Origin of the sequence: Kitasatospora sp. NPDC008050, from assembly GCF_042957465.1 — a bacterium.
Taxonomy (GTDB): domain Bacteria; phylum Actinomycetota; class Actinomycetes; order Streptomycetales; family Streptomycetaceae; genus Kitasatospora.
The window spans coordinates 122,581-136,983 of record NZ_JBIBIJ010000001.1; the positions used below are offsets into that span (position 1 = coordinate 122,581).

Consider the following 14,403-nt stretch of genomic DNA (forward strand, 5'->3'; position numbering starts at 1 on the left):
GTTCCCTGCAGGAGCGGTGGAGAAGGCGAGAAGTGGATCTCCAACTCAGCTCCCAGCCGATCTTGATGCTGCATAGAACCAGCAGGTCAAGCGGCCGAGAGGTCGACAGGCGGCGGCATCCACTGCATCACCCAGCAGCAGCCCCGGGTCTGACGCCGGCTCAGCCCGCAGCCCCCGGCGGGGCCTGCGGCGGGCGGGGCGGGCGGCTGCCCTTGCGGGGGCCCGGGGTGCCACGGCGCCCACCGGGGCGGGAGGGGCCGGCGGCGCCCGGCGGCGGGGTGTGGCCGCCCCGGGCGGGCCGGGGGGCACCGGCCCGGATCCACGCGTAGAGCGGGTCGCCCGGGCACTGGGTGGGGTAGCCGTCCCGGTGCCCCTTGACCTCCGGCCCGGCGCCGCCCTCCAGCCGCAACCACTCGATGGCGTCGCACAAGCCGGTCAGCAACGCGTCGTTCGGCTCGGTGAGCCCGGAGTCGCCGAGCATGGCGCAGACCGCGTAATGCGCGAGGTTGAGCGGCTGGTTGCCGTTGGCACCCGTCTCGTGGTGCGGACCACGACCCTCGAAGACCACGGAGTGCGGGCAGACCACGGCGTTGTAGGCGATGTCGATCCACCCCTCGGTGGGGTCGGCCAGGTGCGCCGCCTGAATGGCGCGCACCCGCCCCGCGCACCACTCGTGATGGTCCACCAGATCGGCCGGGACCGGCTCACCCTCGTAGTGGACCTTCACGCCTTGGGTCCTCGCCACGTACGTCCAGTCGGCCTTGGGCGGTTGCGCACCCCACTCGGCGCGGGTGACCAGCTGCATACGACCAGGTTAGCGAGACCCCGGAGGGCATGCCACCATCCCTTGGGAATCCCCGGCCCCGCTGACCTCGCCCCTTAGGCTGATGAGCGCCCCACCCACCCCCGACCCCAGCCCCAAGGAGCCCGCAGCATGGCAGAGCCCCGGACCCGGCGGCCCGCGCGGCCGCGGGAGGAGGTGCTGGCGGTGGCGATGGCGGCGATCGCCGAGCACGGGCTGGCGAAGCTGACCATGGCGGGCCTCGGCAAGCAGCTGGGGATGAGTGCCGGGCACCTGCTCTACTACTTCGGCAGCAAGGACCAGCTGCTGCTGGAGACGCTGCGCTGGAGCGAGGATCAGCTGGGTGAGCGGCGGCGGGCGGCGCTGGGGCAGCCGGGGCTGAGCGCCTGGCAGCGGTTCGCGGCGTACGCGCAGCTGTATCTGGCCGACGGGCCCGGCGATCCGCGCTGGATCCTGTGGGTCGAGGTGTGGGGGCGCTCGCCGGCGAGCGAGGAGATCCGGCAGGGGCAGCTGGCGATCGAGGCGCCGTGGCAGGCGGACCTGGCGGCGCTGATCGAGGACGGGGTGGCCCGCGGGGAGTTCCGGCCCGGTCCGGCCGAGGAGCGGGCGGCGCAGCTGCGCGCGGTGCTGGACGGGTTCTCGGTGCCGCTGGCGATCGGGCTGCCGGGGGTGGCGCGGGAGAGCTCGGCGGCCCAGGTCCGGGCGGTGGCGGCGGCGCTGCTGAAACCGGCCGCCGCCACCACACTGTGACGGTCCCTCAGCCCTGCTGTCCGGCGTTTCCCGGTGCGGCGAACCGGGCCAGCAGCGCGGCGGTCCCGGACATCAGGTGGGCCGTGATCGTGTCGACATCGCGCGAGCGCCAGGGCTCCAGTGCGGTGCCGGCCACCCAGGAGTTGAACGCTCCCATCGCCGGGCCGCAGTAGACCAGGTAGTCGGCCTGACGGTCGGGGACGCCCCGCCGCGCCAGGTCGAAACCGCGGTCGAGGTAGCAGCGGAAGCCCGCGGCCAGCTGCCGCTTGGCATCGGTACCGGAGCCCGCGGCGGCCTCCTGGAACGTCCCGTGCAGGAACTTCGTCTCGATCCGGTGGCGGGTCGCCGGCTCGATCTCGTCGAAGGAGCCGTGGCGGCGCCACAGCTCGTGCAGCGTGCCCGCCTTCGCCGGGAGGAGCACCCCGCGTGCGGCCACCTGGGCCCGCATCCCCCGCTCGAACCCCTCGGCGGCGGGGGCGAGCGCGGTGTCGTGCACGTCGAGCTCCTGCAGCAGGTCCTTGACCGCCTCGCTGGTGGCCGCCTGCGGTGTGCACTGGTTGATCGATCCGGTGAGCAGGTAGTCCGCCCCCAGGACGAACGCCGCTGCGGCCGCCTCCGGGGTGCCGATCCCACCGGCCGCGCCCACGTGGATCCGCGGGCCGGCGCCGCCGCGGGCATCGCGCAGGCGGAGCACGGCGGGCAGCACGGTGGCCAGGGTGCCGGGCGCGTCGTACCAGCCGGCCCCGACCTCCACGCACAGGTCGTCGGCCATCGGGACCCGCGCGAAACGCTCGGCATCCTGCGCGCTCACCTGTCCCTCCTCGACCAGCTGCCGGACGAGCGCCGGTGGTGCGGGATCGAGGAAGGCGGCCGCCATCTCGGTGCCCGACACCTTGGCGAGCACCCGGCCGCCGCCCAGCCGGTACCTGACCAGGGCGGGCGTGATCCGCTCGAAGCCCGAGGCCTCGACCGTCCGCACACCCGCGCGCAGGAAGAGCTCGACCAGTGCCGATTCCCGTTGCGGATCGGCGTACTGATGGAGCAGGTTGGCACCGTAGGGCAGGTCGGTGCCCAGCTCGCGGCGCAGCGCGTCGAGGGCGCTCGCCACCTCCTCCAGCGGGAGCCCGCCGGTGCCGAGGAAGCCCATCCCGCCGGACTTCGCCAGCCGTACCAGCAGCTCCGGCCCGGAGACCCCGCCGTACATCGCACCGGCGATGCAGGCGTGGCGCAGGCCGTAGCGTTCCCGGAACGCCGCCGCGCCGAGCGACTGCGGCCCGGCGAGGTCGGGGGCCGACGCGGGGACGGTGACGGGGACAGGGGCGGTGACGGGGACGGGGGCGGTGACGGCAGGAGCCGGCGCGGAGACCGGGACGGCCGGCGGCGGCCCGGGCTGCGCGCCGGAGAGCGGCTGAGCGCCGGGCAGCGGCTCCGCGACGGACAGCGGCTGTGCCTCGGCCCTGGTCGTGGCGACCAGTTTGCCCAGCACCGACCCGGGCCCCAGTTCCTCGAAGGTGAACTCGCCCTTGCCCATCAGGTACCGGACCGTCTCGGTCCAGCGCACCGGCGAACAGATCTGCCGGGCCAGCATCCGCCGCACCTCACCGGGACGGTACGGCCGGGCATCCGCGTTGGCGATCACGGGCAGCGCCGGATCGCGCAGCGTGAAGCCGTCCAGGTAGCGGGCGAACTCCTCGGCCGTCCCGCGCAGGTAGCGCGAGTGGAAGGGGGCGCTGACGTTCAGCGGCAGGAAGTGCGCGCCGAGTCCCTCGAACACCGGCCTGGCCCGGTCGAGTTGGTCGGCGGGCCCGGCGAGGACGAACTGGCCGGGCGCATTGTGGTTGGCGATGTCGAGGCCGTCGAGACCGTGCTCGTCCAGCGCCCGCTCCAGGCTGCCCAGATCACAGCCCAGCACGGCGGCCATCCGGCCGCCCTCGGCGCGGCTCATCAGCTCGCCGCGCCGGCTGACCAGCCGCAGCCCGGTCTCGAAGTCGAAGGCCCCCGCCGCGAACAGCGCCACGTACTCGCCCAGGCTGTGACCCACCAGGTAGTGCGGCGGCTCGGGGTCCGCACGCAGTCTCCGCAGCCAGCTCAGCGCACCGACCACGTAGAGCGCGGGCTGGGTGAACCGGGTCAGCCGCAGCTCCCGCCGGGGGTCCTCGGTACACAACTCCCTGATCGAGTAGCCGAGTACGGCGTCGGCGAGGGCGGTCTGCCCGGGGAACTCCTCGAACAGCTCCTTGCCCATCCCCCTGACCTGGCTGCCCTGACCGGGGAATCCGTAGACCTTCATGGTGCCGTCCTGGGAGGTGGTGCCCGGGCGGGGGCCCGGGGCGAGGGCGGAGCGCAGCGCCGCCAGCGCCCGGGGGCCCGCACCCAGTGCGGTGAGCAACGGGTGGGAGACCGAACGCGAGCCGGCGGGCAGGCCGGCCCGCACGAAGTTGTGCAGGGTGCCGGAGGGTCCGAGGTCGATGTACCGGTAGGGCCCCCGTTCCTCCAGCCCGGCCAGCGTGGCGGCGAACTCGATGGGCTCCCTGGCGGCCCGCCACAGGTGGTCCGCCGTCACCTCGGCGACCTCACCGGCGGCGGCGCAGGACACCACGGGGATCCGCGGCGGCCCCAGCGCGACCTCGGCCAGGGCCGCGCGGAACGCCGGCTCGGCCGCGTCCAGCAGCGCCGAGTGGAAGCCGTACCGGACGGGGACCCGGTGGCAGGCCACGTCGCGCGCCCGCAGCAGGCCCTCGGCCTCGGTGATCGCCGCCTCGGCGCCGGCGATCACGAAGTGGCCCGGATAGTTGCGGGCGGCCACCTCGGTGTGCTCGCGCAGCAGCGGGATGTCCCGGTGCAGCGCGACGTCGCCCAGGACCGCGAGCATGCCGCCGCGCGGCAGCGCCCGCAGCCCCACGGCCTGGCGGATCAGCAGCCGCAGGCAGGCCTGCGGGTCCACGACGTCCGCCAGCGCGGCCGCGGCCAGCTCACCGAGGCTCGCGCCGAGCAGCAGGTCGGGCTCGATGCCGTGGTGGATCAGGGTCCGCGCGAGGCCGAGCTCCACCATGAAGATCGCGGGATGGGTGAACTCGATGTCCTCGAACGGCTCGGCCGGGCCGCGGTGCCGGTCGTACATCCTGGCCAGCACCGACTGCCCGAGCTCCGCCGCCGCCGTGGCGTCGAGCCGGTCGAGCGTCTCGCGGAACACCGGCTCCGCCCGGTAGAGGTCGCGGCCCATGCCGTGGTACTGCGACCCCTGCCCGGAGAACATGAACACGGTGCGAGCTGTCACCGATCGTCGTCCTGGAGCGCGCAGATGTCCCTGACCACGAACTCGCCCTCGCGGAAGCCCTGGAGGTCGGCCGGCGCGGGCCGCCGCCCCCGGGCCGCCGCCATCAGGTCCCGAACGCTGTGCTCCTCCTGACTCGCGAGCACCTCCAGCACGGACAGGAAGGAGCCGATCAGCCCACCGATCGACGCGTCCGTGAACCGGTCCCGGTAGTACGACATGTGCAGCTTGACCGTCTCGGTCGGGAACACGTCGAGGCGCAGCGGGAACCCCATCCGGGAGATGTAGTACGCGGCGCTGAAACGCTCGGAGTTGTCCAGTCCGACGTTCTGGAAGACCACGTAACTCTCCGTGGGCAGCGCGTCCTGCGGCTGTCCGGCCCAGGCCAGGGCCCGGTGCATCGGGGTGTTCTCGTAGCGGCTCATGGCGATCAGCTCGTCCTTGACCCGGCCGAGGTAGGCCGGGACCTGCTCGGCAGCGTCCAGCCGAGTGCGCAGCGGCAGGATGTTCAGGGTGGGGGCGACCATGTCGCCCACTCCCTGCGGCCCGGCGGAACGCCCCGTGAACAGCACCCCGTGGGTCAGATCGGCCTGCTCGTTCCCGTCCGCGACGAAGGCCGCGATCGTGGCCGCCCAGCCGGCCTGGAACAGCACGTTGAGCGTCAGCCGGTGGCTGCGGGCCACCTCCCGCAGACGGGATGCCAGCTCGTCGGGCAGTGACACCCACTGCCGCCCGAATCCCTTCTCGGTACCGACGGCGTTCCCGGCCAGCTGCGCGGAGAGCCGCGTCGGTCCCGGGAGATCGCCGAGCGTGCGTGACCAGTACCGCTCGGCCTCGTGCTGGTCCATCCCGCGCACCGCCGCCACGAACTCGTGGAACGGCAGGGCCGGTTCGATCTCGAACGGCTTCCCTGCGGCGAGTGCCGGCAGGCCGGTGTCGAGCTGGTTGGCGATGATGTCGAAGCTCCAGCCGTCCAGGCAGAGGTAGCTGAGACTGACCACGATCACGCAGGTCCGGTCGTCCACATCGGCGACGAAGAACCTGATCGCGCCCGGCTTCTCGGGCTCGATACCTCGCTCCCGGTCCGCGGTGAGGTGGCGCTCCAGAGCCGCGTCCTGCTCGGCCGGGGAGAGGTCCTTCCAGTCGGCGAACTCCAACTCGACTGCCGGTTCACGGTGGACCACCTGGACGGCCTCGTCCGGTCCGGTCCACCGGAAAGAGGTCCGCAGTGCCGGGTACGCCTGGGCCTGCGCCCGGAGGATCTGGCGGAAGTGCTCGGTGTCGGTCGCGCCCCGCGGCACCGCGGTGAGCCGATGGACCTGGAACATTCCCGGCTCCGGGGAGCGCAACCGGCGCAACGCCCACTCCTGGAACGGAGCCACCGGGTACACGTCCTCGATGTCCGGGTCCGCTCGTAGCTCTGCCGGCCCCGCGAGCGCATCCCCGTCGCCGGACTCGCCCGCCGCACGGACTGCGGCTCCCGGCCCGCTGTCGACCGCCGCCGCCAGTTCCTCCAGCGTGCCGTACTGGAAGATCATCTGCGGAGACAGCTCCAGGCCGCGGTCACGGGCCCTGGCGACCACATGGATGCTGTGGATGGAGTCGCCGCCCAGCTCGAAGAAGTTGTGGCCGACTCCGATCGACTCCACGCCGAGGACCTCGGTCCAGAGCTCGGCGATGATCCGCTCGGTCGGTGTCCGGGCCCCGACGGTGTCGCCGGGCGCCACGGACGCCTCGATCACCGGCTCCGGCAGGGCGGCGCGGTCGAGCTTTCCGTTGGCGTTGACCGGGTACTTCTTCAGGGCGACGTAGGCAGCGGGCAGCATGTAGTCCGGCAACTGGTCCTTGAGGTACTTGCGGAGTTCGGGCACCAGCGCCCGCGACCACTGGTTGAACACCGGGTCGGTGGCATACTCCTGCCACTGCCTCACCGGCCCGGTCGTCTCGCAGGCGACCCAGGAGCAGTCGTCGCCCTTCGGGCTCAACAGCACCGAGTAGCTGCCGTCCGTGCGGTCCGGCATCCAGTCGACGGTCGCCGTGCAGCCGATCCGTTCGGCCAGTCGCCACCACTGCTCCGGCTCGATTCCGTCGGCGGCACCCGCGGCCAGTCGGGCGTTCGGGAGTCCGACCACCGCCAGTGCCCGCCCCGGCTCGGCGCGCAGCCGGTCCTCGGCCTCCTGGAGTGCGTCCAGCCCCGACGACCAGGCGATCGGATCACCGGGGACGACCGGGGCCGCAGGGGCTCCACCGACGTGCAGGAACGCGTCGTAGCGGTACCGGGTCATCTCGTTCTGGTACACCCCGCGCCGGAGCTGGGTCCGCAGCCGGGTCAGGCGGGGCTCCTCCTGCTGCACGGCCCGGAAGAAGTCGGGGTGCAGCACCAGCTCCTGGTCCTGGGCGATGCGCTGGCGCACCCGCGCGCCGAGGCGCTCGTCGCCCGGCTCGACCCCGGACTGGTGCAGCTCCACCTCGGTGTGGAAGGCCTCCAGCAGCGCGAGGTTGCGCAGGTCGCCCACGAACACGGTGCCCTCGTCGTCCACGCACCGCAGCGCCTTGCCCAGGACGTCCCGCAGATAGCCCGCGTCCGGGAAGTACTGGGCCACGGAGTTGATGACCACCAGGTCGAACTGCTTGTCCTGGAAGGCGGAGAAGTCGTCCGCGCCGCCGTGGTGCAGCTGGACGTGGGACAGGTCCGTCCGGTGGTCCAGCAGTCCGCTGCGCACGTGGTCCAGCGCTACCGCGGAGATGTCGGAGCCGTGGTAGACCTCGCAGTGCGGAGCGACCCGGGCGAGCAGCAGGCCGGTACCGCAGCCGATCTCCAGGACCCGGCGGGGTTCCAGGGCGAGGATCCGCTCCACCGTGGTGTCCACCCACTCGCGCATCTCCTGCGCCGGCAGCTGGGAGCCGTCGTAACTGCTGTCCCAGCCGCTGATCCTGAAGTCGGCGGAGTCCGGCGCCTCCTTCGCGTAGACACGGTCGAAGACGGCCTCCCACTCCGTCCCACGTGCTGCCGGGGCCGTTGCGGGCTCCTCGCCGCGCGGGTCGTCCGCCTCGTCCCGGTGGTCGCCCGGCACGACGTAGGCGACCAACCGCCGGTTCCCCGGGGTCCCGGCCTCCTCGCGCGCGAGGACCACTGCCTCCCCGACCTTCGGGTGCCCGGCCAGAGCCGCCTCGATCTCGCCCAGTTCGATCCGGTGGCCACGGATCTTCACCTGGTCGTCCGCGCGGCCCTGGTACTCCAGCTCCCCATCGGCCGTCCAGCGCACCAGGTCCCCGCTCCGGTACCAGCGCGAGCCGTCGGGCCCGGGCAGGAAGCGTTGCTCCGTCAGCTCCGGACGGTTCAGGTACCCCAGGGTCACGCCCTCACCGCCGACGTACAGCTCGCCCCGGACGCCGACCGGCGTCGGCTGTCCGTAACGGTCCAGTACCCGGACCCGCAGATCGGGGATGGGACGTCCGATCGGGCTGTGTGCCGTGGCGGAGTCGAGGTCCGCGCGGCTCAGCGGGCGGTGGGTCACGTGCACGGTGGTCTCGGTGATCCCGTACATGTTCACCAGCCGGGGCGAGCTGTCCCCGTGTCGGTCGAACCATCCACGCAGTGCGCGCACGTCCAGTGCCTCGCCGCCGAAGACGACCCACCGCAGGCAGAGACTGCCCCGTTCCACCTCCGCCAGGTGGCGGAAGGCCAGCGGTGTCTGGTTGAGCACCGTGACCCGCTCGTCACGGAGCAACTCGTAGAAGCTCTCCGGGGAGCGGCTCACCCAGTGCGGCACGACAACCAGACGCCCACCGTGCGCGAGCGCTCCCCAGATTTCCCACACCGAGAAGTCGAAGGTGAAGGCGTGGAACAGCGTCCAGGTGTCCGCCCGTCCGAAGCCGAACCACTCCTCGGTGGCGGAGAAGAGGCGCACCACATTCGCGTGGCTGACCAGCACGCCCTTCGGCAGACCGGTGGAGCCGGAGGTGTAGATGACGTAGGCCGGATCGGTCGGGCCGGCACCTGCCGACCGCTCCGGAACGCGGTCGTCGCTCGCCTCGTCGAGGACGACCAGATCCGCCGCGTGCTCGGGCAGACCGTCGACCAGGTGGGGCTGGACCACCAGGATCGGCGCGGCACTGTCGGTCAGCAGATAGCTGACACGCTCCGGCGGATAGCCGGCATCGATGGGCAGATAGGCGGCACCGGACTTCAGGATCCCCAGGATCCCGACCACCAGGTCCACGGACCGCTCGGCACACAGTCCGATCACCATGCCGGGGCGGGCGCCCAGTCGGCGCAGCCGGAACGCGAGTGCGTTCGCCCGACCGTCGAGCTCGCGGTACGAAACGTGGTCCGCGCCGTGGCTGACGGCTGTCGCGCCAGGTGCCTGCGCCGCCTGTTCCTGGAAGAGTTCGTGCAGCAGCGCGCCGCTCGGCGCCGCAGGAAGCGAAGCCGCCGACCCGCTCCACTCCAGCTCGAGCCGGTCGCGGTCGGCGGTCGGCATGACGGGCAGTTCACCGATGCCGAGTCCCGGGTCGGCGGCCACCGCCTCCAGCACCACGCGATACCCGTCGAGCAGCCGCTGGACGGTCGCCTCGTCGAAGACCGCGGAGTTGTACTCCACCTCGACCAGGAGGTCGCGTTCGCGGTCGACCACGCTCACCCAGAGGTCGAACTTGGCGGTGTCGATGCGGATTCCCTCGATGGCCTCGACGGTCAGCGCCTCGCCCGTGCTCAGCTCGCGGGCCGGCAGGAAGCTGAAGCTCACCTGGAACAGCGGGTTCTGGCTGAGGTACCGCTCCGGCTGCAGCGCCTCCACGACCGCCTCGAAGGGAACCTCCTGGTACTGGTGCGCACCGTTCACCACGTCCTGCACCCGGCGCAGTACCTCACGGAAGTCCGGCTCACCACTCAGCCTGGTCTTGTAGACCAAGGTGTTGACGAACAGTCCGATCAGCTGCTCGATGTCCAGCCGGGTCCGGTTGGTGACCGGCGAGCCGACCGCGATGTCCTCCTGGCCCGTGTACCGGTGCAGCAGGACGTTCAGCGCACCGAGCAGCACGGAGAAGAGGTTGACCCCCTCCTGCTTGCACAGTGTGGTGAGCGCGCCGCGGAGCGAGGCCGGGAAGACCAGTCGCAGGTCCCGTCCTTCGAAGGCCTGCACCGGTGGACGGGGCCGGTCGAAGGGCAGCTCCAACGGCTCGGTCCCGGTGCCCAGTTGTTCACGCCAGTAGCCGAGCTGCTGCTCCAGCCGGTCACCGCTGAGGTGGTCGCGCTGCCAGGCGGCGAAGTCCGCGTACTGGATCGGCAGTTCGTCCAGCGGCGACGGGCGCCCGGCCTCGAAGGCGTGGTAGAGGGTCAGCAGCTCCTGCCAGAACAGACCGAGCGACCAGCCGTCGACGACGATGTGGTGGGCGTTGAGCAGCACCACGAACAGCTCGGGCTCCAGCTGGTACAGGGTGACCCGCAGCAGCGGCCCGGTGGCCAGGTCGAACGGCCGGCGCCCCTCCTCGTAGACCAGCGCGTCGAGCCGGGTCGGGTCCGCGGTGAGGTCGACCAGGGCGACCGGGACGGTCATGTGCTCCAGGATCTGCTGCCAGGGTTCACCCCCCTCACTCGGCAGCACGGTGCGCAGCGACTCGTGCCGGCGCACCACCTCGCCGACCGCGCGTTCCAGCACCTCGCGCCGCAGCGGCCCGCGCAGCCGGAAGCTCATCGGGACGTTGTAGGCCGGGCTGTCGGGCACCATCTGGTCGAGGAACCACAGCCGGCGCTGGGCGAAGGAGAGCGGCGGCCGGTCACCGGCGGGGCGGCGCGGGATGCCGTTGGCGCGCGCCCCGCGAGACGCGCCGCTCAGCCGCTCCAGCAGCGCCCGCTTCGCCGGGGACAGTTGTGCCTTGCGCGTGTTGGCGAGGTCTTCGGGGGACATGGCGGGAGAGCTCCTCTGTTTCGTCCGGGTGTTCCGCAACTCACGCAAGCAGGCTGCTGATCGTCTCTTCGGGCAGGTCGTCGATGCGGTCGATCAGCTCGGCTTCGAGCATCCCCACCATGTCCGCGAGCGTGCGGGCCTGGAACAGCTCACCGAGGTCGAGCTCGATCGGGAAGCCGCTCTTGATCCGCGAGATGATCTGGGTGGCCAGGATGGAGTCACCGCCCAGCTCCTGGAAGTCGTCCTGCGGCCGCACCGAGGTGACGCCCAGGACCTCCCGCCAGGCGGCGCGGACCAGGTCCTCCAGCGAGCCGGTGCTCTCGGCGGGTTCCGCGTCGTCGGCCGGCGCGTTCGCCGGGTCCGCGGCCACCGCGGGTGCTGCCTGGGCCGGGGCGGCCCCGGCGGCGGCCGGCTTCGCTGTCACCGGCCCGGTGACGGCCGGGCCGGGGGCGGCACCCTCCAGCTCCGCCAGGACGACGGCCTGGTGGGCCTGGTCCTCGCGCACCGGCAGCAGCGACAGGCTGCGCACCTTGTGGAACCCGCCTGACTCCAGCGCCTGGCGCCACATGCCGACGCTCAGCAGCGGCGAGCCCGGCAGCCGGCGGGTGTCCTCGAACGCCCACCAGCCGGACATGAGGCCGAAGGTGAGGGTGAAGAACTCCTGGACCCGGGTGGTCTCCAGCAGGATCAGCACGCCGCCCGGCCGCAGCAACTGCCGGACGTGGGCCAGCGAGTCGTCGATCCGCCGGGTCGCGTGCACCACGTTGCAGGCCAGCACGAGGTCGTAGCCGCCGGCCGTGAACCCCTGCTCGACCGGCGAGGACTCGATGTCCAGCTGCTCGAAGCTCAGGAAGGGGTGGTCCTTGCCGTAGCGGTTGCGTCCGTAGGAGGTGAAGCTGCGCGAGATGTCGGTGTAGACGTACCGCAGCCGCTGCTCGGCGGCGTCGAGCGCGGGCAGCACCGCGGCGGTCGTCCCGCCGGTACCGGCACCGATCTCCAGCACGGAGACGGAGGCCTGGGGGTCGCCGTCGAGCCGGGCCCGGACGTACTCGGCGACCAGCCGGGCCACCAGGCCGTTGGTGTCCTGATCGCTGTGGTAGACGGCCTCCACCGCGTCGAACGAGCCGTCGGGGAAGAGGACTTCGTGGGCCTTGCGCCGACCGGTGAGGATGTCCGGGAGCTCCTCCAGGCAGGCCATCAGGAGCCGGGCGTACCCGTCCATCTCCGGGTACTCGGCGGTCACCTGCTCGGTGACGGCCGCCAGCTGCTCCGGCTCCCAGCGCAGCACGCCGGGTTCGGTGACCCGTTCGGTGGTGACGAGTTCACCGTCCTGGGCACGCAGGTAGCCCTCGTCGGTGAGGATGCCGAGCAGCGCGTCGAACAGCCGCGCGTAGCCGTCCACGACGCCGAGCCGCTGCATCAGCTCCGGTGTGCTGTGCCGCTCGCCGGGCTCCGCGAAGACCTCCATCCGGCGCAGCGAGGCGAACAGTGTCCGGCGGCAGACCGAGGCCAGTTCACGCACCATCACATCGGAGTGCAGCGCGTTCTGGAGGCTGTCCGCGGTCGGGACGGCGCGCAGGTGCTCCTCGGCCGCCGCGTCGAGGAGCGGCAGGACCGAGGGGACGGCTCCGACGGCTCCGGCGGCCGGCCCCGGCCCGGCCGGGGCCCCGGCGGCGGGGTCACCGTCCGCCCAGGCGTGCGGGAAGACCTCCCGCTCGAAGGGGTGCGCCGGCAGCGCGATCCGGCGGGGGGCACTGCCGGTGTGCAGGCGCGGCCAGTCGACGGTGGAGCCGGTGCTCCAGGCCGCCGCGATCTCGTCCACGTCGCGCCCGGCCACCGGACGGGGCCGCCCGCCCGGCTGGGCCTCCGCCACCTGCCCGCGGTGGGTGCCGGCGACGCCGTCGGCGCCGTCCGCGAAGTCCTGCAGCCGCTCGACCAGTTCGCCCATCGTGTCGGCGGACACCGCGAGCCGCTCCGCGAAGGCTTCACGGCCCACCTGGAGCGTGTAGGCCACGTCCTGCAGGTCCTCGTCGCCGGCCGCCGTCTCCCCCAGCCGTGCCGCCAGCGCCGCGGCCTTCGCCCGCAGCTGGGCGTCGGTCCGGGCGGAGAGCGGGACGAGCTGGCGACGTCGCCGTGGCAGCGCCCGGCCGCGGCGGGCGGGGGCGGTGTACTCCTCGATGATCACGTGCGCATTGGTCCCGCTGTAGCCGAAGGAGCTGACCCCGGCCAGCCGGGGGGCGTCCGCCTGCGTGGTCCAGTCGGTCAGCTCACGGTTGACGTAGACCGCGCTGTCGTCGAGGTCGGCGTCCTTGTTGGCGCTGCTGAAGTTGGCGGCCGGCGGGAGCTTGTGGTGGCGCAGGCACAGCAGCACCTTGATCACGCCCAGCACACCCGCGGCCCCCATGGTGTGGCCGATGTTGCCCTTGACCGAACCGATCGCGCAGAACTGCCTGCGGTCGGTGAACTGTTCGAACGCCTCGGCCAGGCCGTGCACCTCGATCGGGTCGCCCAGGCTGGTCCCGGTGCCGTGCGCCTCGATGTAGCGCAGGCGGTCCATGTCGACACCGCTGCGGCGGTAGACCTCGCGCAGCAGCGCGCTCTGCGCGGCGGAGCTGGGCGAGGTGATCCCCGAGGTGCGGCCGTCCTGGTTGGTCCCGCTGCCCCGGACGACCCCGAGGATCCGGTCGTTGTCCCGCACCGCGTCGGAGAGCCGCTTGAGGACCAGCACACCGACGCCGTCGCCGACCAGCATGCCGTCGGCCTCGGCGTCGAAGGGCCGGCAGGCCCGGTTGGGCGAGACGGTGCCGAGCGCCTCCATGGTGACGAAGGTCCCCGGGTGGTTGACCACGTAGACGCCGCCGGCCAGGGCGAGGTCCGCCTCACCGTCGAGCAGCAGTCGCCGGGCGACGTCCAGCGCGACGAGCGAGGACGAACAGGCGGTGTCCACGGTCATCGCGGGCCCGGCCAGGTCGAGGTGGTAGGCCAGGCGGGCCGCCATGATGCTGGTGTCGGCGCCCATCAGCGCGTGCGCGGAGTACTCCCGTTGCGGGGCGAGCCCGGTGCTGCCGACGATGGTCGCCACCGCCTGACCGCGCAGTGCCGCCGGGTCCAGGGCGGCGTCCTCCAGCGCGTGGTAGCAGGACTCCAGCAGGACCCGCTGGGCCGCGTCCATCGCGGCGGCCTCCCGCGGCGAGATCCGGAAGAAGGCCGGGTCGAAGCGGTCGGCCCCGGACATGGCGCCGTAGCTCGGCACCGCCGCCTTCGGGAAGTGCTCGTGGAAGAGCGAGAGCGCGACCGGATCGTCCACCGCACCGGTGCAGTCCCGGCCCTGGCTGATCACCTCCCACAGTTCCTCGGGGGAGGAGGCGCCGGCGGTGCGGCAGTGCATCCCGATCACGGCCACCGCCTCCTGCGGTGCCTGCCGGGCGAGTTCGGCCTCGATGCGCTCGGCGAGCCGGCCGGCGTCACCGGCCCCGGCGACCGCGCTGGTCGCCAGGGCGGTGCCGAACCGGGCGTTGATCTCCTCGGCCAGTTCCACGGCCCTGGTCAGGTCCAGGCCCAGGTCCGCGAAGGACTCGGTGGCCACCTGCTCAGGGGAGGCGTGCAGGATCCGGGCGGCGAGCTGCGACAGTGTCTGCTTGACGTCGGACGACATTGACGTGGAATCT

5 protein-coding genes are annotated in these 14,403 nt (G+C 72.5%); 1 reads left to right on the forward strand and 4 read right to left on the reverse strand.

The features are described 5' to 3' along the window. Nucleotides 1–160: 160 nt before the first annotated feature. Nucleotides 161–805 (reverse strand): peptidoglycan recognition family protein, encoded by a 645-nt coding sequence (locus ACFZB9_RS00585; RefSeq protein WP_391442539.1) that lies wholly within the window; start codon nucleotides 803–805, stop codon nucleotides 161–163. Nucleotides 806–934: 129 nt separating this feature from the next. Here ACFZB9_RS00585 and ACFZB9_RS00590 point away from each other — a divergent pair, with 129 nt between their 5' ends. Then, on the forward strand, nucleotides 935–1,552 hold the full coding sequence (locus ACFZB9_RS00590) for a TetR/AcrR family transcriptional regulator (RefSeq protein ID WP_391442541.1): 618 nt from the start codon (nucleotides 935–937) through the stop codon (nucleotides 1,550–1,552). Nucleotides 1,553–1,559: 7 nt separating this feature from the next. Here the strand turns inward: ACFZB9_RS00590 and fabD are convergent, their stop codons facing one another. From fabD to ACFZB9_RS00605, 3 genes are read right to left on the reverse strand one after another with little or no spacing between them, the layout of a single operon-like run. Beyond that, entirely contained in the window at nucleotides 1,560–4,829 is a 3,270-nt protein-coding gene (gene fabD, locus ACFZB9_RS00595) for an ACP S-malonyltransferase (RefSeq protein WP_391442543.1), read from the reverse strand. Then, nucleotides 4,826–10,735 (reverse strand): amino acid adenylation domain-containing protein, encoded by a 5,910-nt coding sequence (locus tag ACFZB9_RS00600; protein WP_391442544.1) that lies wholly within the window; start codon nucleotides 10,733–10,735, stop codon nucleotides 4,826–4,828. Before ACFZB9_RS00600 ends, fabD begins: the two co-directional genes overlap by 4 nt. Nucleotides 10,736–10,775: 40 nt before the next feature. Beyond that, nucleotides 10,776–14,390 (reverse strand): beta-ketoacyl synthase N-terminal-like domain-containing protein, encoded by a 3,615-nt coding sequence (locus tag ACFZB9_RS00605; protein WP_391442546.1) that lies wholly within the window; start codon nucleotides 14,388–14,390, stop codon nucleotides 10,776–10,778. Nucleotides 14,391–14,403 lie beyond the last annotated feature (13 nt).